At 44.8% G+C, this 26,912-nt stretch carries 20 protein-coding genes and 2 pseudogenes; 14 read left to right on the forward strand and 8 right to left on the reverse strand.

The features are described 5' to 3' along the window. The first annotated feature begins 2 nt into the window (after positions 1-2). The 11 genes and pseudogenes from ACR1R9_RS04535 to ACR1R9_RS04585 all read left to right on the forward strand — a co-directional run bounded on the left by ACR1R9_RS04535 (position 3) and on the right by ACR1R9_RS04585 (position 15,559). Complete coding sequence (locus tag ACR1R9_RS04535; protein ID WP_076288035.1) at positions 3-437, forward strand: DUF4280 domain-containing protein; 435 nt, start codon at positions 3-5, stop codon at positions 435-437. Positions 438-439: 2 nt separating this feature from the next. Continuing rightward, a complete protein-coding gene (locus tag ACR1R9_RS04540) occupies positions 440-3,760 on the forward strand; it encodes an HNH endonuclease (protein ID WP_433921616.1) in 3,321 nt (1,106 codons plus the stop codon). 2 nt (positions 3,761-3,762) lie between these two features. Next, complete coding sequence (locus tag ACR1R9_RS04545; protein WP_109998807.1) at positions 3,763-4,203, forward strand: SMI1/KNR4 family protein; 441 nt, start codon at positions 3,763-3,765, stop codon at positions 4,201-4,203. A gap of 77 nt (positions 4,204-4,280) precedes the next feature. Continuing rightward, a pseudogene (locus ACR1R9_RS04550) lies at positions 4,281-4,643 on the forward strand (HNH endonuclease); the annotation flags it as partial. Between the two features lie 15 nt (positions 4,644-4,658). After that, positions 4,659-5,126 (forward strand): annotated as a pseudogene (locus tag ACR1R9_RS04555) (DUF6985 domain-containing protein). A 190-nt stretch (positions 5,127-5,316) separates the two neighbouring features. After that, positions 5,317-6,003 carry a hypothetical protein gene (locus ACR1R9_RS04560; RefSeq protein WP_433921615.1) on the forward strand — a complete coding sequence of 229 codons (687 nt, stop codon included), beginning with the start codon at positions 5,317-5,319 and terminating at the stop codon, positions 6,001-6,003. A gap of 3 nt (positions 6,004-6,006) precedes the next feature. Next, on the forward strand, positions 6,007-6,504 hold the full coding sequence (locus ACR1R9_RS04565) for a hypothetical protein (protein ID WP_433921614.1): 498 nt from the start codon (positions 6,007-6,009) through the stop codon (positions 6,502-6,504). 721 nt (positions 6,505-7,225) lie between these two features. Beyond that, a complete protein-coding gene (locus ACR1R9_RS04570; RefSeq protein WP_433921613.1) occupies positions 7,226-12,937 on the forward strand; it encodes a S8 family serine peptidase in 5,712 nt (1,903 codons plus the stop codon). A gap of 183 nt (positions 12,938-13,120) precedes the next feature. Continuing rightward, entirely contained in the window at positions 13,121-14,362 is a 1,242-nt protein-coding gene (locus ACR1R9_RS04575; RefSeq protein WP_090953518.1) for a helix-turn-helix domain-containing protein, read from the forward strand. Positions 14,363-14,494: 132 nt separating this feature from the next. Next, on the forward strand, positions 14,495-14,938 hold the full coding sequence (imm48, locus tag ACR1R9_RS04580) for an Imm48 family immunity protein (protein WP_433921612.1): 444 nt from the start codon (positions 14,495-14,497) through the stop codon (positions 14,936-14,938). A gap of 84 nt (positions 14,939-15,022) precedes the next feature. Continuing rightward, complete coding sequence (locus tag ACR1R9_RS04585; protein WP_433921611.1) at positions 15,023-15,559, forward strand: RNA 2'-phosphotransferase; 537 nt, start codon at positions 15,023-15,025, stop codon at positions 15,557-15,559. 193 nt (positions 15,560-15,752) lie between these two features. On the opposite strand, the gene ACR1R9_RS04590 is transcribed toward ACR1R9_RS04585, so the two are convergent. The 6 genes from ACR1R9_RS04590 to nirB all read right to left on the reverse strand — a co-directional run bounded on the left by ACR1R9_RS04590 (position 15,753) and on the right by nirB (position 21,949). Beyond that, positions 15,753-16,610, reverse strand: a complete 858-nt coding sequence (locus tag ACR1R9_RS04590) for an SDR family oxidoreductase (protein WP_433921610.1) — start codon at positions 16,608-16,610, stop codon at positions 15,753-15,755. Positions 16,611-16,748: 138 nt separating this feature from the next. After that, the gene (locus tag ACR1R9_RS04595; protein ID WP_063567255.1) at positions 16,749-17,174 is read right to left on the reverse strand and encodes an Rrf2 family transcriptional regulator; all 426 of its coding nucleotides are present in this window, start codon (positions 17,172-17,174) and stop codon (positions 16,749-16,751) included. Between the two features lie 295 nt (positions 17,175-17,469). Beyond that, positions 17,470-18,099: a YfbR-like 5'-deoxynucleotidase gene (locus ACR1R9_RS04600; protein WP_076288042.1), complete on the reverse strand. Its 630-nt coding sequence runs from the start codon at positions 18,097-18,099 to the stop codon at positions 17,470-17,472. Positions 18,100-18,287: 188 nt separating this feature from the next. Beyond that, entirely contained in the window at positions 18,288-19,070 is a 783-nt protein-coding gene (locus ACR1R9_RS04605; protein WP_433921608.1) for a formate/nitrite transporter family protein, read from the reverse strand. A 52-nt stretch (positions 19,071-19,122) separates the two neighbouring features. After that, complete coding sequence (nirD, locus tag ACR1R9_RS04610) at positions 19,123-19,449, reverse strand: nitrite reductase small subunit NirD (protein ID WP_076288043.1); 327 nt, start codon at positions 19,447-19,449, stop codon at positions 19,123-19,125. 70 nt (positions 19,450-19,519) lie between these two features. Next, positions 19,520-21,949: a nitrite reductase large subunit NirB gene (gene nirB, locus ACR1R9_RS04615; protein ID WP_433921607.1), complete on the reverse strand. Its 2,430-nt coding sequence runs from the start codon at positions 21,947-21,949 to the stop codon at positions 19,520-19,522. 298 nt (positions 21,950-22,247) lie between these two features. On the opposite strand from nirB, the gene ACR1R9_RS04620 reads away from it, so the two are divergent. Then, a complete protein-coding gene (locus ACR1R9_RS04620) occupies positions 22,248-22,955 on the forward strand; it encodes a metal-dependent hydrolase (RefSeq protein ID WP_076288045.1) in 708 nt (235 codons plus the stop codon). 228 nt (positions 22,956-23,183) lie between these two features. Here ACR1R9_RS04620 and ACR1R9_RS04625 read toward each other — a convergent pair whose 3' ends face one another. Further along, on the reverse strand, positions 23,184-23,501 hold the full coding sequence (locus ACR1R9_RS04625) for a hypothetical protein (RefSeq protein ID WP_433921605.1): 318 nt from the start codon (positions 23,499-23,501) through the stop codon (positions 23,184-23,186). A 201-nt stretch (positions 23,502-23,702) separates the two neighbouring features. Further along, positions 23,703-24,776 (reverse strand): M42 family metallopeptidase, encoded by a 1,074-nt coding sequence (locus ACR1R9_RS04630; protein WP_099858432.1) that lies wholly within the window; start codon positions 24,774-24,776, stop codon positions 23,703-23,705. A 616-nt stretch (positions 24,777-25,392) separates the two neighbouring features. Here ACR1R9_RS04630 and spoVAC point away from each other — a divergent pair. Continuing rightward, entirely contained in the window at positions 25,393-25,896 is a 504-nt protein-coding gene (gene spoVAC, locus ACR1R9_RS04635; RefSeq protein ID WP_076288048.1) for a stage V sporulation protein AC, read from the forward strand. Further along, positions 25,893-26,909 carry a stage V sporulation protein AD gene (gene spoVAD, locus ACR1R9_RS04640; protein WP_076288049.1) on the forward strand — a complete coding sequence of 339 codons (1,017 nt, stop codon included), beginning with the start codon at positions 25,893-25,895 and terminating at the stop codon, positions 26,907-26,909. The genes spoVAC and spoVAD overlap by 4 nt, the downstream gene beginning before the upstream one ends. The last annotated feature ends 3 nt before the right edge of the window (positions 26,910-26,912 follow it).

The raw sequence follows: 26,912 nt of genomic DNA on the forward strand, positions 1-26,912 counted from the left end.
CGATGGCACAAAGTCAAGAACAAGCTGCCCAGATTCATACAGCTGGAGAAGCCTCCAAAGGTTATGTCGTTGCAGGAGCAATCCTGAAATGTAATTGCGGGACACAGCGTACACGATTGAAAATCCCGTTCAGTCATGGCGTATATATCAAGGGGAAAGCGAAGATGACCGTTGAGGATTATGTTCCGGGCATCCATATTGGGTCGTTCGGTAACTGTTCCAATCCACTAAATCCAGCAGTAGCGGCAAGTACGATGGTTGATATCTATGGGGTTAAGAAAGCGCCTTGCGTTCCCGTGCTGACCATGCCCTGGCTTCACGGGAAGGGAGATACCAAAGTGGAAGGGAAGGCTGCGCTGCTTAGTCACTGTACGCACAAGTGTATGTATGGTGGAGATATCGTCATCGAGGATGACGGTCAGCAGTTGGACTTTTGACGATGAGTGAAATCACGCAGAAGAAACCGGACCATATCGGATATGAACAACTTCGCTTATATTGGCCTTATCGTGCACAGTGGCTGGAGGGCGTACAAATTACCCGCCAGGTGAACGAGCATGCGAAACTCTATGTCAGCGGCATTCTTCCAGAAGAGGATGGACCTGGAATTCTTCAGGTTCAGGCTGATGGTGAATCAATCGTGCTCAGGCAAGTCGATGAAACTGGCAGATCGGTGAGAAGACTGTTCCATGGCGTCATGACCTCGCTCAAGGTTCAATTGTCGGGAGGGATCTATCGATTCGAGCTTGAAGCCTTGTCCAACTCGTATCAAATGGATATCCGGATTCAGGAACGAGCCTTTCAAAACAGAGGGTGGTCGTTCAAGGAACTAATTCAATTCATTATGAATTCATACCGCTATTCGGATGTCATGGATCAGGTTACAGGAAATACCCTATTGAGTGGACTTGTTTTACAATATAAAGAGACTGATTGGATGTTCCTGCGCCGGCTTGCCTCGCGATTCGGTACGGTGTTGGTCCCCGAAATCACGGCGGCATCACCCAAGCTGTTTATCGGTTTGCCCGCAGGAAAGATGTGGAAGTGGCCGGAAAACCAGCCTTATCAGGTTCGTAAAGAATTGGGTGGAATTGACTGGCGTGGCTCCGGAACGGAAGATCGATATATCATTCAGGGTCCCAAGGTCACGCAAGGCGTATTGCAGTATACGATGGAAAGTGCACACACCTATGCACTTGGAGACAAAGTTGAACTGCCGGATGGCACGGAGCTAACCGTGGTGTATGCCAATTCACGCCTGGAATCCGGGCTGCTCATGACGATCTATCGTATGGTACCCGAGGATCACATTCGCGTACCTAGATGCGACCTATCGGACCTGATTGGCTTGTCGTTATATGGTGAGGTGGTCCGCGTGATTCATGACCATGTTCAAATCAAACTACCCATGGACGAGGGCCCGATGGCGCAAGGGGCTGCATCTCCCTATCCGGTCACACCAGCATATGCTGCGGAAGGACATAGCGGATTATACATGATGCCGGAGATCGGGGATCATGTGGAATTATATTTTCCAAGTAGCCTGGAGTCCGGCGCATACATTCGTCATTCCATCTCGGAGGGCAAACGTTCTGCTAACGAGTGGACGGATCATAAAGTCTGGGGCCATCCTGCCGGAAGCTCTATCGGCATGTCGCCTGAGGAGGTTACGCTGCAAGCCGGATCCGGGGTAACGATTACCTTGAATGAGCAGGGTGTACTATTGGATAGTCCGGGACATCTGTCGATTCAGGGTAGCAACATCCTGCTTGCAGCCGGAAAGATCGAGGCCACTGCGCCGGAAGCGATATGGCTGTTTGGTGGAGGTGGCAGCTTCATTCTGGACGGGGAGGCCAACGTGCGAGCTGGCCTGCTGCAACAGGAAGGCAGCAACAAAGCGCCTGTTCATGTGGCGGATCTGCCACCAGAGCCAGAGCCACCGCTGATGCCGATTGAGGAGTACGAAGCGGCTCAGGCTGCTGCTGCAGAGGCAGCCGCATTAACCCAGGCCTCGACGACGAACCCGAAGGATGGATCCTTGGTTGGAGCTGCATTGGCCATCACTGCTATGATTCCGATCATGGGAGCGCTAGGAGGTATTGCTGCTCAAACCGCCGTCGGTGCTGGTATCGCCGCCGTGGCCACGGGTCTCATCGCGAGTGTACCGAAGATAGGCTCCTTCAACCCTTCAGGGCTGAATTTGCTGGAACGACTCATGAATGGTTTTGCTGAAATGCAACAGCAGGAGAACGAAGCGAAATGGGCGATGCTTGGTAAAATGCTGACGGCCGCTAAAGTGTTAACTACAGCGACTTCGCCTCTCGATCTGATCAAGAAGTTGCATCAGCAGCATCAGGAAATTAGTGCCACATATTATGAAATTCCAGGTTATATTCGGGAGAAGTGGACGAAACAACAGGCGGATCAGGACCTGAAAAGTTCGCTGGATTATTTCAACAAAGTGATGAAAAACCCGGAGGAATACAATATTCTTTTTGTAGGTCCCCATTTTGCGAATATCACCTTCGATATTGGCAGGCCTCATATCACGGTAGAGGAACTGGGAAGTTATGACTATTGGAAGGCTCAAGGGCTAAGCCTAGATGAAATGCAGTATCTGTCCTGGAGGCTCAAGGCTCCCATGAGCGAACAAGCCTTTGCTGAACTATGGGGTGAATACGATCAATATTATGCGACGCTACAAGGTCAGGATAATCAAGTTAATTTTAAGAACAAGAGAGGTTCGGCAGGTGGTCTTGTAGGCCCGGTCCGGTCTATCCCGCAGGCAAGTGGAATAACGCCGCCCAAAGTGAGCACGAGCCCGTCTTCGCCCATAGTGCCCAAAGTGAAGAGCTTTGTGAAAAAGTATTGGGAAGAAAGTCAGAAGATGCGAATCGTGTCGGGTGGAGGAAGTCATTGGAGCAATAATAAGACGAACAAAACAGGTGAGACGGCTTCGGGGAATGGAAAGACAGCAAACAGTGGGGGAGGATCAACCTCTAAGCCTGTAGAGAACCCGCCGAAGTCGAAAACAAGTTCGGGTAGTTCATCTTCTTCGAAAAAGAATGAAGGAAATTCAACGACAACGTCGAAACCAAGCACGACACCAAAGACGAAACCAGAAAAAAATGAAACGCCAAATGAAGTGAATACGTGGAAGCCATCTCCATCTAAGAACAAGGACGACGTTAAACCGCAAGCCGATACTAAACCGCCTAAATCATCCGAACCGGAGAAATCGCAGGAGAATACAAATAAACCGAAGGATAAACTGGAAGGTACTGAGGGAACGGGGAAAGGTAAGAAGTTAGAACTGTCGGATTTTAGTAAAGAAATAATGGAAACTAAACCGATGAATTCACCTGTTCCACAAAAATGGTATAATAAGGGTGGTTACATCTCAATAGATAAGAATGGAACTTGGACATATACTAATAAGAAAGGGCAGTCTGTGAGTTATCCAGATGGCTACCCCGACTTTTCAGAGTATTATCATCCTACTATTAAACCAGTAACAATAGAAGTTACTACTCCTAAAAACCCTCAGGCGGACTTCAAGAAGGCCAACTTAGAAGCGGGACTAAATAAGGATTCTGATCCACCAGTTCCTGAGCTAAATCAACCTCCAAAAGGGTACACTTGGCATCATCATGAAGATGGAAAGACAATGGTTCTTGTGCAGAAGGATATCCATAGGGATTTTAGGCATATTGGTGGTCAGTCTACAGTTAATGGCAAAAATGATTATAAGGGAGAATAAACATGGCAATTATTTATAACACAAATGAAAAGATTAATTTGAAAAATATTGAGGAATTTGAAGCAAAACATCATATCGTGTTTCCGGTTCAATATCGTGACTTTTTACTTGAGTACAACGGTGGCAATGTAAGGCCAAATGTTTTTAAAATCTCAGATGATGAAGGGGAGACTGCGCTCAACACATTGTATGGGCTAGATATCGATGAATCATACGATGAGTTATCGAGTGTGTTTGACTCATTATATGGTGAAATTCCTGATGAATTTATATCCATAGGCGATGATTCTGGAGGAAATCAAATTTGTCTGGGAACTAGTGGAGAGTATGTCGGGAAAATATATATTTTCCTTCATGATATAGAACCAACTGAAAAGAGGAGCAATATGTTTCTTATATCCGATTCTTTCGATAGTTTTATAGATAGTTTGTATGAAGTTTAATCTTTAGAAAATGACGGATGCAGAAAAGCTAATTTCAACTTGAATTATAAGTCGAAATTGGCTTTTTCATTTGTCTGATCCCTGATCTTTCACCAGTAGCTAAAGAAGAAGTGCAAATTGAGTATATGTTAGGTGGAAAAGGCACATACGGAGGAGCAATGAAAAGAGCTAATTTTGCTCAATCAGATCAAAGGTTAGCTGAACAACTTAATAATTCTCCTGAAATAGCACGTCAATTTGGTATGGATTCTGGCAAAATTGCTGCTAAAGATATAAAGATTTATCGAGATAAAAATAAACTAACATGGCACGAATTAAATGATGTTAAAACAATGCAGCTAGTACCAACAAAGATAAATAGTACTTTTGGGCATCTTGGAGGTGTGGGAGAAATAAATGCAGGAGCGTTTGAACCTGGGGGATTTTCTAATAAACGATAAAGAGGAGATTACACAATGATAAAAAATGATCCTGTTTTTGGAGTGCTCGAATATAACTATGGTTGGACTAGGAAGACTATGTTTCAATTATTCGGAGAAGAACTTGAAATTACATTGATGATTGATGGCGATGAAGATGGAAGATTTGATGAAAAACAATATACGGCATATCAATCATTAATACAAGATTGGAAACAAGTGCAGTATAACTTATTACAACCTATTTTAGATTATTACAGACAAAAAAGGATTGAATTGGGTTATGATGTTGCGTTTAATGAGAATTATCCATAAGTTGAAACAACAGCTCAACTGATGAAGATGATTACTTTAGAGGGGATTGTTGTTCCGTATGGAGACATTAATGAAGAACGTGACATTGGAGTTCTTTTTAGTTGTACATGGGATTCAGAGAATGGTTTAGGGGTGCGTTTATTAAATGAAGAAATAGCTGATGTAGGATACCAAGATGTTGCAATTTGATACCAGGCTAATTAAATCGTATAGCACAACCATATCCAACGAACCCAACATTAAATGATTCAAACATTTGATTAATATTCAAAAGCTCTTTCCCATTTGAATTATGAGTTGGAGAGAGCTTTTTGCGTGTCGAAATAACTAATGGCTGCTTGGTGGAGGTGGCAGCTTCATTCTGGACGAGGAGGCCAATGTGCGAGCTGGCCTGCTGCAACAGGAGGGCAGCAACAAAGCGCCTGTTCATGTGGCGGATCTGCCACCAGAGCCAGAGCCACCGCTGATGCCGATTGAGGAGTACGAAGCGGCTCAGGCCGCAGCAGCCGCAGAGGCTGCTGGAGTGACGCAGGCATCGACGACGAATCCGAAGGATGGATCCTTGGCAGGAGCAGCGCTGGCCATCACTGCTATGATTCCGATCCTGGGAGCGCTAGGGGGGATTGCTGCTCAGACAGCCATCGGCGTAGGTATTGCTGCCGTTGCCACGGGTCTGATCGCAAGCGTGCCGAAGATAGGCTCCTTCAAGCTTTCGGCTCTGAATTTGCTGGACCGATTTACGAACGGATTTACCGAGCTCCAACAGCAGGAGAACGAAGCAAAATGGACGATGCTTGGTAAAATGCTGACGGCCGCCAAAGAGCTGACTACATCGACTTCGGTGACCGATTTCTTTAAGAAGTTGGAACAACAGAACAAGGAGATTAGTCTTGCTTATGAGCAGATTCCGAGTTACTTCCGTGAGAAGTGGGCGCGTGAAAAAGTCCATCGTGACCTGCAGAAGTCGCTGGAATTTTTCGAGAGTGTGGAGAACTCCCTGGAGCATATGAATATTATTCGAAAAATGTTCTTGGGCAATAAAAATACAGAAGATGGAGCGAAATAATTGATGGAATATTTTAATCAGGCAATTAAGCGTATTTCTGCAATAGATTGGAGTTGTATTGGAAACAAGGAAGCAAGATCACATGTTCATTTGAGTAAAGAATACTTAAGAAGAGCATCAAAATTTTTTCAAATTTATCCTGGCCCTTGTAGGTATCCTTTTATTATCATTTCAAATTCGATAACTAAGTCACAAGTAAGTGTTGATGAATTACAGATACTAAAGGAGATTGACAGTAGTTATGTTAGAGAAATTGTTACCAGTTATTTAGAGTTAAACGCACTCATTGATGAAGGAAATCAAATTGCTATTGATAATAAAGATTTGTTTGAGCCAGCAATAAAACTATATGAAAGAGGTGGCCATTTCTTTATAAGGGCAGGTTATTTGAATGTTGCTTGTGCTACTGATTTTCTTTCGCTTGCAAATCGAGTTAAAAGGGAACCACTTGATATAAGTGATGAAGCCTTGGATGCACTTGACAATGGACATGTTGATTAATTTATGGGTTTATTCGGATTATTAAACAACTTACAATACTAATACAAGATCGTACAATACAACACTTTAATTTTATAACCTAAATATCACTATTCCGTTACATCAAACAGGTTAATTATGGTCAGATACCACCATGATTGACCTGTTTTTTGTTTTCTTCGCTTTCTTACTGATCATTAATGCGGTTGAATAATGTCATTAAGGAGATGCAAAGGTAATATACTATCTAGTTATGACAGTATAACAAGTAAAGAATTAGTTAACCTCACCCTTAAACGTATTACGAAAGAATAACTGAGTAACTTAGGGGAAAGGGATATTATAAGAATAATTTTCGGGAGGTCATAAAAGCTCACATATCTCGTTCTGTTTAGAAGGATGATGTGAGCTTTTTTGCGCTTTTTTTCAGAAGTTTTGTATTGAATGTAATAAGAAATTAGCATAAAAAGTAATTTCCTTCTGAAAAAACTATCCATTTTCGAAAGTGATTTTAGGTCTAAAGATACTTGTTTCGCAAAGTTTTCTTTAAATAAAAGAGCGGAATCCTGGATTTGTAAAATAAAGTATGTAAATTAGATAATTCGGTCTATTTATATGTAAATTTTTTCGAAGATTATCAGAACATTTCAATCTATTAACATACTCAATTACCCCAATTTACATTCCATACGCTGCGGAATACGATAATCCTAATCTAATAGGAAACCGCAGGAGGTATGAAATGAAACGTAAATCAGCCCGATTGTTATCCGGTTTTATAGCAACAGGAGTCTTGTTGTCTTCTATGTTTTCCATGCCTGCTTATGCAGCGCCTGCCTATGGCGCTCTCCAGCCGAGTGAAAGCGCTAAGTCCATTCTGCAATCTCTAACGAAGGAGGAAAGACAAGCTCTAAACCAGCTTCAAGTGATGGATGGAGAAGTTATTGACGCCAAGGTGAATACTAAAAGTTCAGATTTGGTAAATGTGATTGTCCAATTCAAAAGTGAACCCGCTGTGGTCGCCTTGAAACGGGCTGCTTTGAACAATGAGAAGATGTCCGAGCTTACGGCGACAAGTAAAGTGAAACAAAATCATCAGCAATTCAAGCAATACATGAAGTCTTTGCAACAAAAGAGAGATCTATCTTATGATGCTGCTTCGATCCAAATCACTCAGGAGTATGAAACCGCACTAAATGGTGTTGCTCTAACCATCCCTGGCATAGCCGTAGAGGATTTGATGAAATCTGGTGTAGTAAAAAAAGTGTGGGCTGATCAGGAAGTGGCTCTTGATCTACCAGAGACAGACACACAAAGTGAATTTGCCACGGGAGGTGGAATGCAACCTCGAATGGCTGATAGTGTACCTTATCTTGGCATCGACAAACTTCATGAAGAGGGCATTACAGGGAAAGGAATCAAGGTCGGTGTATTGGATACAGGGATTGATTATAATCATCCGGATCTAACCGGAGCGTATAAAGGGTATCGTGCTCATGCGGGTGAAGATCCAAAACAAGTGGATCCGGCTACAGTTAAAGGTTGGGACTTTATCGATAATGATGCTGACCCGATGGAGACGACCTATGAAGATTGGGAAAATTCGGGCTATAAGGAGCAAGGTGTATTAGCAGAAGCTTATTATACTTCCCATGGAACACACGTATCGGGAACCATCGCTGGCCAAGCCAAAAATGACGTGGGGTATGCTGTAAAAGGTGTTGCTCCAGATGTAGACTTATATGTGTATCGTGTACTTGGCCCTGGTGGAAGTGGTGACATGAGTGGCATTATTGCCGGAATAGACAAAGCCATTGAAGATGAACTTGATGTTATCAATCTATCGTTAGGGGCTGCTACGAATGATCCGCTGGATCCTTCTTCGATTGCACTGAATAATGCGATGCTGCAAGGCGTGGTGAGTATGGTTGCCGCAGGTAATGATGGACCCAATGAAGGTACGTTAGGTACACCAGGAGCGAGCGCACTGGCCATTACGATTGGTGCTTCCGATGTTCCGTTAACTATTCCTACGGCTACTGTGACTTTGGATGTGTATAGCAATTCAGGTGCGGGAGAGACAGAGGAAACACCTGTAATGGAAGAAGAAGCATCTTTTGAGGGTGAGGAAACATCTGTAGAGGAGCAAGAAGAAACACCTGTAGTAGAAGATGAGGCATCCGCAGAGGAAGAAGAAACTCCTGTAGTGGATGAAGAAGCTCGACCAACAGCAGAAGAACCTTCTTTAGCAGATGAAGAAGCTCCACCAACAGAAGAAGAGATACCAGCAACAGATGAAGAAGCACCACCAGCAGAAGATACACCTGCATTAGAAGAAGAAGTACCAGCAGTAGGAGAAGAAGCGCCAACGAAAGAAGCACCTGCTGCAACTTATACTGAGGAGTTACCTCTGTTTGGTAAAGACTTTACTGATAATCTGACCACCCTTGAAGGCAAAACCTACGAACTTGTTTATGCAGGGCTTGGTAATGCTTTTGATTTTGAAGGTATTGATGTACAAGGCAAAGTGGCCCTTATCTCTCGGGGGGAAATTGCACTCGATGCCAAGATCGTCAACGCAAGAAAAGCAGGGGCGGCAGCAGCAATTATTTATAATAATGTTGAAGGAACAATCCCAAATTATTTGGGTGAAATGAACGGGTATATTCCTACGTTCCAAATGATGAGAGAGCTTGGAGAAAAACTAAAAGAGTTGAACGGCGTGACGGTAACCTTTGGCGCAGCAGGCCAAACCGTTACGGAAGGAAATAAACTGGCCGATTTCAGTTCCCGAGGTCCAGCTTCCGTGAATGATGATATTAAACCCGATATTGTAGCTCCGGGCGTAGCTGTTTTTTCGACCTATCCTGTATTTGTGAATGATCATACGGGTGAGAATTATAACATTGCCTATGCAAGAATTTCGGGTACTTCCATGGCAACCCCGCATATGGCGGGTATTGCTGCACTTTTGCTCCAGGCACATGAAGAATATACACCTTTTGATGTAAAGACTGCTCTAATGAATACAGCTGTCGATCTGAACGGGAATTATTCCGTGTATGAAGTAGGGGCAGGCCGAGTAGATCCTTACCGGGCAGTCCACACATCTATATTTGCCAAAGTTCAGGATAAAACGATTCACTTCTCCAATGACGAATCCATCCTGATTGATGAAATTACAGGTTCCATCGTATTTGATAGTGCATATTTGGAAGAAGACGGCCAGGGAATCGTATCTGACAGCCGGACAGTTAAGGTAGAGAATAAAGGGGACCTTGCCAAGACGTATAACACTTCCATGAAGCTGTTAAACGATATGAACTTAAATGTTCATCTTCCTGAATCGATTACTGTAAATGGCGGCAGTACGGAGGAGATGACCGTCTCAGTGGATATATCACAGGACACGCCGAGCGGCCGTTATGAAGGATATGTATATCTGGATACGGAAAATGCGGCGGATCATATTCAGATCCCATTCTCCATCCGCATTAGCGAAAAGGGCATTACTTCGGTAGAGATGATTCCACCATCCGTTACAAACGATACCCCATTCCATCAGTTTCTGAACCGGATGACACTGAGTGCCATTCTTTTGGGCAGTCCCATTGATTCTGTAGATGTATTGCTGAAGGATCGCGAAACCGGCGAGGAAATCGGGTTTGTAGGTACCTTGAATTCGCAGTCCCTGCTACCGGGAGTGGGATATCTGATCCTGAATGTGTTTAGAGGTTATGCATTTCCGATTGAAAACGGGGAGATCTCCAACGTTGCACGATTTGTCCCTGAAGGCAGCTACACACTTGAATTCATCGGGACCGATTCGGACTCCAAGCAGTATTCATACGAAAGATTGGTAGTTGTGGACAATACAGCCCCCGAGATTGATTTGGGTATAGAGCCTGGTGTATACGAACTCAATGATAGTATGCTGACGGAAAGGGAAGGTGGACAGGGCGTCTGGTATGATGGCACAGCTATCGATTCAACAGTCCAAACCTTTGTTGATAATGGGATCACGGATTATGATCAATCTTCCAACCGTGTCATTTTCTACGAGAATGGCAGTCCCTTCTATTCCGGTGATTTGCCTGTTTCCAAAGAAGGAAACATATCATTTGGTATTACCAAAGAAGAATATGACAATGGTTACGAACTTCGACTCTTTGGAATGGATGTGGGTACAGCGGCAAATGCCGTTAAGGACCATCGCTATGGGTTTATTTCTGAAGGCAAACCTTATGTGACCAGCACATATGACAAAGACGAAGTGCGTAAAGGAGATACGATTACCCAGACTATTCAATTAAACAATGTGGAGAAGTTAAACGGTATTTCGTTTACCCTGGAATCGATGTATGACTATAAACAATTTAACCGGATTGAGCCAACGTCTGAGCTGCAGGCATTACTGGATGAGACAGGTGCTGAGGTGAAATTCAGTGATCCTGTAGTGGACCAAAGAGAACTCAGCTTTGAGGCATCCATCTCAGGTGGGTCCTTTGAAGGAATCACAGGGGATCTTGATTTGTTCCAGGTTGTCTTTGATGTACCCAAGGATGAATTCTATTTTAAGAAAAGTGACGTACCATTGCTTGAAGTGAAATACACGACGGTTGGCATGAAAGAGAACGAAGAGAAGTTGACATTAACCGCGTTTAACACAGACAGCTATGAAGTGATCTCCAAATCTTCAAGAACATATGGTTATGTACGTCCCGAAGCTTTTATGGTCAATGGAGAGTATTTGGATTTTGCAAACGACTACTCGAAGATGGGCATTGAAGTTTATGCAGAAACGGCTTCCGGGGAGAGATATGAGGGGACTATACAACGACAGGGTGAGTTCCTCATCGATGGCATTCCGGCAACAGGTGAAACGACGACCATCTACACACGTGTTCGCGGTCATTTACCTTCCAGGCTCGCAGTGGTTCTGAGCAAGACGATTAATGGCGAATATTATGGCATCAATCAACTGAATTCGTCTGACTTTACGTATGCAGGAGATATTAATGGGGATGGAGCCATCGATATCTATGACATGGAGCTTGTAACGAAACATTATCATACTTCGGATGAAATCGCTGATATCGACCAGGATGGTTATGTAGGAGACACGGAAGTCAATTATATTACGAATAACTTTGGAATGACCGCTAACTATTCTACCAAGGAGCCTGTTTTGCAAATTGGTGACAAAGACCTGGGTTACTTCCTCAATAAAATTCAAGAAATGAACAGTGGTGGTTCTGGTAATAACGGTGGCGGTTCGGGAAATGGCGGTGGATCTTCGATATCCCAATCCCCTACACCTGTTCCTGCGCCTGTGCCAACGCCACAACCAGAAACTAATCAAAATCAGGTCATAACGAAAAAAGATTTGAATGCTGTGACAAACGGGACCGCAAAAGTGGATATTACAGTGGGTAAGAAGATTGAGCTGCCTGTCAATGCGGGGGATTTGTTAGGTACGAATACACTCACACTATCTCAGCAAGGTGTACTATCACTCACCATTCCATCTAGCGTATTGAAAGAACTGCAAACAAAAGGAGGTCCTGGTGCTGCTGGTGGCAAGATCATTTTGGATGTGAAGAAACAAGATGTACAAGCACCAGAAACGAAACAAGGTCTTACGTGGACACTTGCAGGTACGGCTTACGAATTCGAACTGTACCTTCAGGTTTCGAGTGAGAAATTATCCTTGTCCACACTCCCGGAAGATATTACGCTGACACTCTTTTACAATAGTGATCTTAATGGTAATCTCATTGGAATGTACAATGAAAAATCAACTAATAATAATTGGGACTATGCCGGTGGGGTTGTAAATACCCAGCAAGGTACCGTCACTTCCAACGTGTCTCATATGGGCACGTATGCACCATGGGTTTACGATAAATCGTTCGTGGACGTGGCTTCAACGCATTGGGCAAGTGAAGCAATCAAGTCTCTTTCGGCGAAACATGTGCTGACGGGTAAAACAGAGACTGCGTTTGATCCACAAGGTCAAACGACTCGTGCCGAATTCTCAGTATTAATCGTAAGAACCCTGGGCTTAGAGGCGAAAGATAACGAATTGCCATTCGGTGATGTGGGTAAGGATGCCTGGTACGCAGATAGCGTGGCTGCTGCATATCAAGCAGGTTTGGTACAGGGAATAGCGAATGATAAGTTTGCTCCGACCCAAACCATTTCTCGTGAAGAGATGGCAGTGCTCATGATGAGAGCATACGAATACCAAACCCAATCAAACCATACCAAGTTGGCTAAAGCCGGTTATACGGATGAAGCAAACATTGCATCTTGGGCAAAAGAAGCTGTCGTTAAAGCTTCCGAGCTCGGTGTAATGAAAGGTTCAACTGGAGGGGGATTTAAACCCAAAAATAGTGCTACTCGTGCCGAAACGGCCCAAACAGTTCACAATTTATTGTCGTTGCTCAAATAAGATATACAAGTATAAGGGGTTCCTCCAGCTTTGGGGGAGCCTCTTATTTTGTTATCAATGGACCTTGTCTTTCTATCCTGAAATTCTCTTCCCAAGTACGCCAGACTCCAATATATAACTGGTAGAGTCCATATTCGATCCCTATAATTAGGGATAATACGATGGATAAAAAGAGGTGTAGTGATGATTGAAGGGAAGATTATTAAATTTTACCGGGAGAAACATAGACGAACTCAAGGAGAACTGGTGAAAGGAATCTGTTCAGTCACACATCTGAGCAAAATTGAGCGGGGAATGACAGAGTATTCACAGGAAATCATGGATATGCTCTGTGAGCGATTGTACATTGATATGGCAAGGGAAGTAACAAGATATCATCAGATGAACAATGTCCTGGATTCATGGCAAGAGGCCATTATTATGCAGAGAACAGCTGAAGCTATTCGTCTCAAAGACAAGTTGGAAGAAGAACCGTTAAAAGGTATACCTGACTTGCGTTTATCTTATGACTTGCTGCAGATCCGATTTTACTTGTTTATGAATGATATCGATGAAGCAGAAAGACTTATCGCCGAGATGGAGATTCCGGATGAATCGGAGCATTCGTATGAGCATTATTTTTATCACCACGTGATGGGGATTTACTATTTCCTGACAGGGCACTATACCAAATCAATCCAGACACTAACTTCAATAAATCAATCCAAATATACGAATCATGAGTACTTTTATCATTTGTCTCTGGCATATCACTCGATATATTCAAATATTACGTCTTACTATTACGCTGAGAAAGCTATCCAGCATTTTCGGAAAACTCTTAATATGGTGCGGATTATTGATACCGAAACCATTATGCTAGTTCAGCTAAATTCTCGTGAGTATCATGATTTTCCTGAGACAAAACGCAGATATGAGAATCTCATTCGGATTTGTGATGATTGTGGGCTTACCGACCGAAAAGCCAAGCTGCTGAACAATCTGGGTTATGAATATAATCGGCGAAACCAATATGAGGATGCTGTCTACTGGTATAGACTAGCGCTTGATATTATACCGGAGAAACAACCGTTATACCTGATGGTACTCAATAATTACATAGAATCGAATAGACTGGGTAATCTCATTCCTGCAAACAAGCTATTGGACATGTCTCTAAAAGCCTTGCACAACTCTAAACTTGTTGCAGACGCAAGTTATATGGAATTGGAACTCCAGTCTGTCATTTTACAAGGGCAGGAGCAAGCGTATTATGAAATGATAGAAGAGCGAATTCTTCCTTATTATCGTGAACTTGGTTCCCAATATCTTGCCGAACGTTATGAAGAGATATTGTTCCAGTACTATATGAATCATGGTGAAAAGGATAAGGCGCTCAGGCTCGCAAAAAATCGTTTTAAATCCCAAGCGACTCTACTTATTTAAGGGTAATAGGAGAGTAAGAGAAGTGTCGACGACATATGGGTGATTTGAAAGGAACACCCTATCTCCGATACAATGTTCTCATAAAGTCTAAGAGAATGGATCAAATACGGAGCAGAAATGGAGAAATACAATATGACTGAATTTATCAATGCTGACGATATTAATGACGTAATTTTGGCTGCGGCGGCTTCAGAGTTGGAGCAGATGGTGGACAAAATATGTGAACTGATCGGCACGCCTTTGGAACAGACAACAGAGCTGGAGCGTCAGGTGATTGCTGCTTTTGGATTTGGCGCTGTATATGGCATAACCCATCGGGATCAACTCGCGGAGCCCCAGGCTCATGCATTGAGCATCCGTATGCTGATTAAACCGTTTAACTATAGTGAGCAGCAGGCGGTGGATTTTGCCGATGATCTGATCCGGGTGGCTTCAGACCGTGAGGTGCACCCCGTAATGAACACGATTATTCATCGTGGCATCGATGGACACCGCCAGTTTAATCAGGAAGATGATGAGGGACTCGCCCGCAACATTCAGGAGATTTTGGCGGCAGTACAACCGGATAGAACCTGAAGAAGCAGAGCGTTCACCCTTTCATGTAGTGGTACAGACAGTATTTGTCTAATGAATTGTTAACTTAATTGGGAGATGATCGCAATGGATCTGATGAAGTTAAGTAAAGAGCTCTCATACGCCTTGCGTCACGCCCCTTGGGAGTACGAGCTGGAGCTGAACGAAGAGGGCTGGGTGGAGATTCCGCAATTGCTGGTGGCTTTACATGAAAGTCCACAGTGGAAAGACGTCACGGAAGCGGATCTGGAGCAGATGATTCAAGCTTCTGAGAAAAAGAGACATGAAATCTGTTCTGGCCGCATCCGGGCATTATATGGTCATTCGACTCCGCAAAAGATATCCAAAACACCTGCCGATCCACCGGAGATACTCTATCATGGCACGCCACTGCGGTCGGTTGCTTCCATTATGGAGCAAGGTTTGCAGCCTCGGCAGAGGCAGTATGTTCATCTATCCGCAGATATGGATACCGCCAATCAGGTGGGACGAAGACGTGATGACCAGCCAATAATACTGAAAATTAACGCGGCTCAAGCGGCCAAAGAAGGTATTTTCTTCTATCATGGAAACGAAAATATTTGGCTGGCCGATCACATTCCGGCACGATATATCGAGCAATGATCGATGTAACGTTGATGGAGATTACCGATATCTAAATCGAGAATTCAAGTCGCAATCGGACCGGTTCAATGTACAGTTATCCGATTAACTGCTATATCGTTTTAAAGATTGTTTTATAACACCAAAAGGGACACATCCAACATTCGTTGGTGTGTCCCTTTTTGATATCCATTCTATTCTCTTCTATTTAAACTTACTTGCCCAAAATCGCTTTAACACCCTCACTCAATGGTTGAGTCGGACGGCCAAGCAATGTCTCCAGTGTATCGCTCTCTACAGCCAGTGCGCCTTCACGGATGGCACTTTGCATATCAACGAGCATGGAGACTACAAAGTCAGGCAATCCTGCACCCTTCATGATGTCCGCATACGCGGCATCGTCCACATTTTGCACGTTGATGTCCTGTCCAAGTACTTCCCCAACAATAGCGGCGAGCTCAGCTTGAGTACGAAGTTTACCAGACAACTCATATACTGAATTCTCATGTCCCTCACCTATAAGTACTGCAGCGGCAGCATGCGCATAATCACTGCGAGTAGCCCAGCCGACTTGGCTGGCATTAGTTGCATGCACCCAAGGTGCGCCTTGGGTAGCTGCTTGAACGCTGCCTGCTTCATTTTCCAGGTACCAGTTGTTGCGCAGGAAGGAATAAGGAATGCCGGATTCGCGGATAGCCTGTTCTGTGGCACGATGTACTTCAGCCAGTGAAAGGGTGTTTTTCTCCGCATTCACAACGCTGGTATAAGCGATGAATCCAACGCCTGTTTTCTTGGCAGCGTGCACGGCAGCTTGATGTTGGCGAATACGCGTTTCATTGTCACCGTCTGTAGAGATCAGCAGCAGCCGATCCACCCCTGCAAATGCTTTTTCCAGCGTTTCCGGCTGATCGAAATCACCGTGACGAACGTCCACATCTTGAGCGCGCAATGCTTCCGCTTTCTCTGGGTTGCGTACACTTACAGCCAAATCCCCAGTAGATACCGTTTGTAACAGTGCTTCTACGACCAGTGAACCCAAGTGACCTGTTGCTCCAGTAACTAAAATTTTCATTGTATTTTCCTCCTATAAGGTATGGTTTGTGTCGACACTAATGTGAAATGTCAATCTACATGAATGGATGTAATCGTATGTGTTATAACAGGTGTGATTACAACGAAAGGTTTAAAAAAAGCTCGTAATGAGCTTTTTTTATTCAGAGACGTGAACCTGATCCATCATCTGTTGTATCGTTACACGTTTCAAACGCTGCTCCATAGCTAGCTGAGCCTCAATAAGTTCGGCGCGCAAGGTTTGTTCGATCATGCTGCCAACCGGACAATTAGGGTTCGGATGCTTGTGGAAGTTAAACAACTCGCCATCCTCCACAACCTCAAGTGCACGATATATATCCAAAAGGGTAATGTCCGCGGGGTCCTTTAACAAAGAAGCACCGCCAACACCGGGTCTGACCTCAATCAGGCCGGCCTGTTTCAGCTTGGACATAATGCGTCGAATAATGACGGGATTGGTATTCACACTTTTGGCGATAAAATCTCCCGTGCACTCATTGGGCACAACAGCGACCAGGGACAGCGTATGAACCGCAATGGAAAAGCGACTGCTGATTTGTTTCATGGATGATCACCACCGTTGTAACTATAATAGTTACAAATGAACTCAATGTCAATGAGAGATTTTGAAGTAGCCAAGTGTGGATTACCTAGGGAAGTGTTTTTAAACAAGGGGACGGGTGAAACCCCGCTCAAATACATGACTGGGCTTCGAATCATCGAAGCAAAACGCCTATTTGTGGCCTTTGAAGATATGGATATCAAAGCAGGACTGTATCCCAGCGAGTATCGCCAAAGGTTACAATAACGAAAAAAAGCCCTGTCCATGGCTCTTGAAGAACCACGATGACTGGAGCTGATTATTGTGACAAAGCATCTTCCGTGATTTGACGGATATCAAATGGCGACCGGTTACCTTCCTCAATGATGTCAGGGAGAATATGTTCGAGGAAATATTGTACACAGTGGAGATCAATATTTTTGATTTTGATTAGGGCATATCGGTACATCACGATAAATTCCTTTTCTGTATTGCCACGCTGCAGTTCAGCAAACGCTTCGTACACCTGATCCATTTTGTCGGCCACTTCCAGAATAAGTCCTTCGACAGAATTGTCTTTGCCTTCACGCAGCTGTCTACGGAAAATCGGCTGGAACTCTTCAGGAATATTTTCGTTAATAAAATGCTCAACCATGCCTTCTTCTACCTGCTGTAGCATCGAACGAAGCTCCAGTGAATAATGTTTAACCGGCGTTTTGATATCACCGATGAAAATTTCGCCATAATCATGACTGCTGGTGATCTCATAAAGCTTCTTCCAATCGATGGCCACCCCATGCTGTTCCTCAATATCGGCGAGTGTTTTGGCATACTGCACGACTTTCCAGGAGTGGGCGGATACGCTGTGTTCCTCGAACTTGAATTTTCCCGGGGTACGAATAATGCGTTCGAGATCGTTGAGTGATCTAAAGTACGTATGAATTCCCATGTGTGCAATCATCCTTTTTAGTTATAAGTATGCACTAATTATAACTTGATTATGTCAACTACAGATTAACCCTGATACAGTCGAAGGTAAAGTAGAAGTCGAATCGCTAAATAGCAAAAAACCATCATGTCCTCCCGATTGTAGAATGAGAGAACGTGATGGCTTTTGTTGAGAAGATGGGAATTGGGCTAGCCTTTCTTCCTCACGGGCGAAACAAACCAGTACGCCATACCTACAAACAGCGCACCGCCGATAATATTACCGAGCGTGACCGGAATCATGTTATGAATCCAGCCTGCCAGAGTAATTGTTTCCGGGTGGTTTGGCAACAACCAGGACAAGGAGAGCAAAGTCATATTGGCGACGCTGTGTTCATATCCACTCGCAATAAAGGCGTACAGACACCACCAGATGAGGACGAGTTTGGCAATATCTTCTTTTGAACGGGCCGCCATCCAGATCGCCAGACAGACCAGCCAGTTACAGAGAATGCCTCGGAAGAAAAGTTCGCTAACGGGAGCAGCCATCTTTTTGGCAGAAACGACAAAAAGCAGATGTTCCGGTGTCGCCGTCTTGAAGAGACCGCTGCCCACAATAAGCAGACTGAGCAGAACGGCACCGATCAGATTGCCAAGGAAGACGAGTCCCCAGTTTTTGAGAGTATCCCGAATAGTAGTCCGACCAGCTAGTGTGCTCATTGTAAAGAACATATTGTTACCAGTAAACAGCTCCGATCCAGCAAAGATGACGAGTGTGAGGGCAAGTCCAAAAGACATGCCCATCAGCATCATCTGCAGTGGGGACTGAGCAGCAAGCAGTGGGGCACCGATACTGAATATCAGAATGATGCCAAGGCCTACATATGCGCCAGCCATCAAAGCGGCAACCATGTAACGTGGCAGGCTTGCGTTCATTTGATCTCGTTTTTTAACCGCTGCTTCAATAATTCCTTCAACATTTGATGTATACATGACGATTTCCCCCATTTTGGTGCATCTGTCGTTGACAGTGAAAATCTTATTGCTATAAAGCGACCCAGACCTGCCCGTTCTCGACCTTCACGGGATACATCTGCACTTGTCCCTGATCGGGGGCCTGCACAAGACCAGTGTTCAGATCAATTTTCCAATCATACAGTGGATCGTACAGATAATACCCGGAGACAATCCCTTCCGCCAGCGGTCCACCCTTGGGATGAGGATTTCTATTTTCTGCAGCAAAGATGGTGCCATCTGAGGTGCGAAATACAGCTAGTTCATGGTCTTTGATCTCAACCACTCTACCTATCTGCGGCAGAAATTCTTCGATCTCTCCGGCAGGATAGTAGATGGCAGATTGCTGTGTTGTCATATGAACATCTCCTTCATTATCAGGTTCACGTTACAGGGTCAATATATATCATAATGGCAGAGACAGAGGACTACGGTCGAGCAGAAACTTCTATGCCATGGAAAAGTTTGTTCTGGCCTTCCTCGTTACGCAGTGCTTTTTTCCAAGGATCTTCCACTTGCTCAAGAGCGAATTCAATTCGTTCCATAAGCGCCTTACGCTCTTTTACGTCTTCGACAACAACGGCCCGAATCTGCTCCAACCCAACACGTTCCACCCATTCGGAAGTCCGCTCCAGGTAGTTGGCTGTCTCCCGATAATGCTGCATGATCGCTCCACAAAGCTCAACTAGTTCTTCATCGGTCTTCACCTTGCACAGAGAGTCAGCCAGTCTGGCCTTGATGCCGCCATTGCCTCCAATAAATATTTCCCAGCCGCCGTCATTGCCCACGATTCCGATATCTTTTGTACACGACTCTGCACAGTTACGAGGGCAACCGTTTACGGCATATTTGAACTTGGCAGGTAGATCGAGACGTTCGAACTTGCGTTCTAGCAGAGCACCCATCGCCATGGAATCCTGCGTGCCGAAGCGGCAAAATTGTGAGCCGACACATGTTTTGACTGTACGCAGCGATTTGGCGTATGCGTAGCCTGAAGGCATATCCAATTCAGCCCAGACTTTGGGCAGATCTTCTTTTTTGACTCCTATCAGGTCCAGCCGCTGACCTCCAGTCACTTTGACGGCTTTTACATCGTATTTGACCGAAATGTCGGCAATGCGTTTCAAGTCTTCCGGCGTTGTGACGCCGCCATACATGCGCGGTACCACCGTATACGTGCCATCTTTTTGAATATTGGCGTTCATACGTTCGTTGACAAAACGGGATTCCTTTTCATCCACATGGGTATCTGGTGCAATCATGCCAAGGTAATAGTTAATGGCCGGGCGGCATTTGGAACACCCTTCGGGTTGATTCCAACCCAGAACATGCATGACCTCTTTGGTCGTCTGCATTCCTTTTTGTCTAATCTCCGCTACGATCTCATCCCGGCTGAGGGAGGTGCAAGCGCAGATTCCCTGTTTGGCACCCGCTGTAAAGTTGTCTCCAAGCACATATTGCAAAATCTGTTCAACAACCGGTTTACAGCCGCCGCAGGAGCGGGTTGCACCCGTACAGGCTTTGATTTCGTCTACGCTGGTCAATCCCTCATTCGTAATGGCATCGACAATGGTTCCTTTGGTTACTCCGTTACATCCACAGACAATTTCGTCTTCTGCCATGGTTTCCACGGATGTGGCTTTTTTGTGCCCACCGCAACCTGTACCCATCAGTGAAGCATACAGTTCATCTGTCATCTCAGCCTGTTGTTTAATCAATTTCTGTAATTCGGCAGAATCCGTAATATCACCAAAGAGTACAGCGCCAACCATGATATTATCCCGAAGCAGAATTTTTTTGTAGGTGCGTTTCCAGTCGTCTTTATGTGAAATGATCGTATGTTCGGGACTGTCGATAAATTCACCGGTGGAAAAGACGTCTACGCCCGAAATTTTCAATTTCGTGGATACCACAGAACCTTCATAGGGAGCTGTATCAACACCGCATATATGTTTGGCCAGAATCATGCCCTGTTCAAACAGTGGGGCAACGAGGCCGTAGCATACACCGCGATGTTCGGTACATTCTCCGACGGAATACACGTTATTTAGTGACGTCTGCATATAGTCATCCACTACAATGCCTCGGTTAACTTCCAGGCCACTTTCCCGGGCTACACCCGTATTGGGTTTGATGCCTACTGCCATGACAACAAAATCAGTGTTCAGCACGGAATCGTCTGCAAAACGAATACCTTCTACCCGTTCGCCACCGAGAAGCTCTGCGGTTTGTGCGCCCATCTTGAACCGAATGCCCTGTCGCTCAAGTTCGGTTTTTAACATCGCAGATGCCTGAGGGTCAAGCTGGCGTTCCATCAGATCCTGCATCAGATGCACGACTGTAACTTCCATGCCGAGCTGGACCAAGCCTTTGGCAGCTTCGAGGCCGAGAAGACCTCCTCCAATGACAGCCGCTTTTTTATATTGTTTCGCTGCTTCCAGCATGACGTTACAATCCGCTATATCCCTGAACCCAACGACCCCTTGTTTGTCATGACCCGGTACAGGAAGAATGAAAGAGCTGGAGCCGGTTGCGATGATGACTTTATCGTAAGGGAAACGTAAGCCTTCCGCAGTTACGACTTCACGTGTTTCTGACTCAATGCGTGTTATGGTTGTACCCGTATGGAGGGTGATACCGTAATCTTCATACCAATGCAGATCATTAAGCACAATATCATCAATTGTTTTGCTGCCTTCCAGCACATAGGACAGCATTATCCGATTGTAATTGGGATAGGGCTCTGTGCCAAAGACGGTAATGTCGAACCGGGAACTCAATTTCAAAATTTGTTCAACTGTACTTATGCCTGCCATACCATTACCGATGATAACCAGTTTTTCTTTATTTCCGTTCATGGTTGTATGCCTCCTTTAGTGGATACTTTACGTTACCAGCATTTTTAGTGGATTATATTTAAATCATACCGTTCAATGTTGACATTATATGTGATTAATTTCACTAATAATGATAGAAGCTTCATAATGAAACAGGCTTATTCAGAATATCTACAGTAAAGGTGCGCAGGAGTATTCGATGGAGAAAGATTATAATTGAAATGAGAAATGCGAACTATTGTTCTTATATAGTTTTCGTTGTAAAATCTGGAGTGGACGGTTTATGTTCCCTATTTCTTCGAAAGGAAGTTTTTGCACCATGATGGGAAGATCCCACCTGATTATCGGGACCACTGTATCCCTCTCTGTTCTGCAGTTAGCCGGTATGCCTGTGACTGCACCGGCGGTTACCGTGGCTCTGATCGGTTCGCTGCTGCCAGACATTGATGAGCCGAATTCGCTATTGGTATCCAAAGCATTGCCGAACAGCCTCATTAGGCTATTACAGACAATCCTGCTGCCTGTCGCTGTATTTGTGTACTTCTATGTTCAGGCGAAACCATGGAATCTGCTGCTCGCCATTTTGATTGCGATGGTATCATTCCTGCCGTCGCGTTCCCTGCGCAAAGTGTTGATGTTTGCAATCGGATTGGGACTTGTATTTTATGGGCATGCATTCGCACCATGGAATCTAATTGCTGGCAGTCTGTTAATGCTCTGTACCACGTTAACCCACAGGGGATTGACACACACATTATATGGAACCGCCGTATGGACTGGGTTGCTCTACAGTACAACTCATTTGCAGGGGCCAGAGATCTGGGTAGCCGGAGGTACAGCCTATGTCATGCATCTATTGGCAGATTCGTTGACGAATCGCGGCATTCGTCCATTGCCACCACTCAAGTGGCGTATAAGGATTAATCTCATGAGTACGGGCACGAAGCAAGGGGCCGTTGTGGAAAATGTGTGCATTGTGCTGGCTCTTATTGTGGCCTGGATTGCATTCTCTCCTTTATTTCTGTGATATCTCAAAAATACCAGTCCTGCAATAGGACTGGTATTTCTTTGGTTCATATCCATGGCTGTATTCAATTTGGAGATGGTCAGATCATGTGGTTGTGGGTGTACTCGACAAACCTTCAATATCTGTTGAACCAAATACAAACAACATTACAAGGATAACTACAATTATCAGTTCGGCGAAGCCAATTCCGTCAAAGTCAGACATCATCCCAACCTCATTTCATCCTATCTAGGAATTTATCCTTTGTTGAAAAGCCCGAATAACATCATCCAGTGTCACGTCGCCCATTTCGTCTAGAAATTGGACGAGTTTGTCGGTGTTCGATGGTGTAATACTTTTTAGTGTTTTATACTGTCCAACCAATTCAACAACCAATGTGGCCTCTCGAAACAAAGTAACAGCATCCACTCTTAATTTCCCGCTCACCAGCAAGGCTGCGACGATAATTTCCAGGTTCTTTCCTTTAAGGTTGCCATTGAGAAGGGTGTTGGCAGCATTTGTTTTGGTGGAACCTTTATTTGATTTTCCATTCCTTCTCATTGCCATAATAGGTCCCCCGCTACTTGATGTTTAGTTCTTCTACCGTTGTTATATCGTATGAATCTTTTCTATATATGTTCTAGCTATTAAACTAGTTGCAGCAAAAAAAGAGACGTCCTGCTGAAGCAGAACATCTCTTGAGGTTTTAATCTAAAAGAGGGAAGCCATGAAGCTTATGTAATTCAAGATCCTCCCTTGAATCGATCCTTACGCGTTTCCGATAATTGTGTTTAGTGTTGTCTGATCCAGACCCTTCACCAGTTTCACGAGCAATTCTTTTGCTGCATCATAGTCATCCGTATGAATAATGGAAGAAGAAGTATGAATGTAGCGGGCGCAGATGCCAATTACCGTGGAAGGCACACCGATACCGCTCAAATGTACCGCTCCGGCATCCGTACCGCCAGGAGAGATGAAATATTGCATTTTAATTTGATTGGATGATGCTGTGTCCTGAACATATTCAACAATACCGCGATGGGTGAACATGCCCGGATCGAAGATACGCAGTAAAGCACCTTGTCCAATATGTCCAAATGATTGTTTGTCTCCTGTCATATCATTCGCGGCACTGCAGTCCAGTGCGAAGAAAATATCCGGCTCAATCAGATTGGCAGCCGTGCGTGCACCGCGTAGCCCCAATTCTTCTTGGACTGTTGCACCGCAATAGAGAGTGTTTGGTAATTTTTCTTTATGCAATGCTTCAATCAGCTCAAGTGCAAGGCCTACACCGTAACGGTTATCCCATGCTTTTGCCATAATTTTCTTCGGATTAGCCATCGGTGTGAACTCACAGATCGGCACAATCTGCATGCCTGGGTGAATGCCCCAAGACTCTGCTTCTGCACGGTTATCAGCACCGATATCCAAGTACATATGGTTAAGATCTACCGGTTTATTGCGCTGGGATTCATCGAGAAGATGAGTAGGTGTCGAACCGACAACCCCTGTAATCCGGCGATCCGGAGTGATGAGTTCCAGACGTTGGGACAATACAGCCTGACTCCACCATCCACCGAGGGGGCGGAATTTGATCATGCCTGTTTCCGTAATGCCTGTGGTCATGAAGCCAACTTCGTCGAAGTGACCTGCAACCATGACTTTGGGTCCAGACGCTTCTCCTCGCAATACACCAAAAAGGCTACCCAGGCGATCCTGGACAAATTCATCCGTATAAGGAGACATTTGTTCTTTCATCCATCCGCGAAGCTCGCGTTCAAATCCTGAAACGGAAGGGAATTCCGTTAATGTCCGAAACATTTCCAACGTTTTTTGATTCATGTGTCGACAACTCCTCTGCTTGTATGTAGATCAGGTCTCAGCAGAACGGCTGCCGGACTGTTGTCCTTCAAAAGAGAAGAACGTTTATTTAACCACTGGTCACACTACAGTATGAACCTTGCGCAAGTAATTGTCCATGGTTATGTCACGTATCTCAGGCATAAATACTTGCTCGTTTGATGATTCATCGGGTCATGAAATCCGCACCAAACACAGTCGACAAGCAGCAACATTGAATAAGCATAGAGTGAGGAACCATTTTGCTTAACCTTTTTCCATGAGGGTATTTAATATGCTAATAATTTCACTTGCCTGACAACAGGAAGGAGCTGGGACAATAGATGGAGCCGCCCGATGAAGGCAATGAAACCATGCTTTGTATCGTCCTCTTTATTTTGCTCGTAATCATTCTGCTTTATTTATAAATTTCTCCAGACCTCTGATCCGGTGCTGAGCGACTCATCTGATTCAGCTGCTTTATCGTGCTGGAAACAAATGCTGTCTTTCGCCGGATACATAACTTTCCCAACCTTAACAAACAATGAATACAGGATTACACACAGTACATGCAGTCACATCTGTTGACTCATTTTCATTACAAGGGAGGTTCTGTATCTTGCCAGCTCAAACTAAGGGTAGTAGTAAAAAATCATCATCATCCCTGTCCATCAGTGAACAGGAATATAAAAAAGTCGCCAAAAAACATGAGCCTGCCCGTCCAATCTGGGCGAACTGTATTAAGGCATTCCTCGTTGGCGGATTGATTTGCGTCATTGGACAGGCTATCCAGGAAGCGTTTATGGCGGGGTTTGACATGACATCAAAGGAAGCTGCAAGTCCAACCGTTGCGGTCATGATCCTCATTTCAGTCATCCTGACCTGTCTCGGTGTCTACGATAAAATGGCGCAATGGGCGGGTGCAGGGACGGCTGTACCTGTCACGGGATTTGCCAACTCGATGTGCTCTGCAGCACTGGAGCATCGTGCCGAGGGACTGGTGCTTGGAGTTGGTGCCAACATGTTTAAACTTGCAGGCTCGGTCATTGTGTTTGGTGTTGTTGCTGCCTTTATCGTGGGAATCGTATACGCCATTCTCGGTTTTGGAGGTGGACATTTATGAAACGCTTGGGCCAACAAACCTGGCAATTTGAGAACCGTCCACGGATTATTGGCAAATCGGCAGTTGTTGGGCCAGATGAAGGCCAAGGGCCTTTAGTATCTGATTTCGATTATGTATATGACAATTTGGAGATTGGGGAGAAGACTTGGGAAAAGGCAGAACGCAAGCTTCTCGAACAGGCTTCTCAAATGGCATTAATCAATGCGAATATCACGAAGGAAGAGCTGCAGTTCTTTGTTGGCGGGGATCTGATGAACCAGATTATCAGTAGTTCCTTTTCGGCCCGTAAGCTGGGTGTACCTTATCTGGGGGTATTTGGTGCTTGTTCAACTTCTATGGAAACGTTGGCTTTAGCCTCACTCATTGTGGATTCGGGTGCAGGTGATTATGTACTGGCAGGTACGGTGAGTCACAACTGTACGGTGGAAAAGCAATTTCGCTATCCGACAGAGTACGGTTCACAGAAGCCGCCATATGCGCAGTATACGGTCACGGGTTCTGGCTGTGGTGTAGTCTCACGTACTGGTGAAGGCCCGGTAGTTACCAAAGCGACAATTGGCCGAATTATGGATATGGGCATCAAAGATCCCTTTAACATGGGAGCTGCGATGGCTCCAGCGGCAGCAGATACCATTGTTTCGCATTTCCGGGATACAGGTTTGGAACCGGGTTATTATGATCTGATCGTTACGGGTGATCTTGCTTCGGTTGGACTGCCCATCGTTAAAGAGCTTCTGCATAAAGAAGGTGTTCCAATGGAACAAACGGTCTTCAATGATTGTGGCCTGATGATATATAACCTGGAAAAGCAGCCTCAGGTTGTGGCTGGAGGAAGCGGCTGCGGATGTTCAGCGACCGTAACTTACGGTCATATTTTGAACCGGATGCAAAAGGGTGAACTCAATAAGGTATTGGTGGTCGCTACCGGTGCATTGTTGTCTCCACTTTCATATCAGCAGGGCGAGAGCATTCCTTGTATTGCGCATGCCGTAGCCATAGAAAAGGAGGGATAAAGG

Source organism: Paenibacillus taichungensis, from assembly GCF_050994985.1.
GTDB lineage: Bacteria > Bacillota > Bacilli > Paenibacillales > Paenibacillaceae > Paenibacillus > Paenibacillus taichungensis.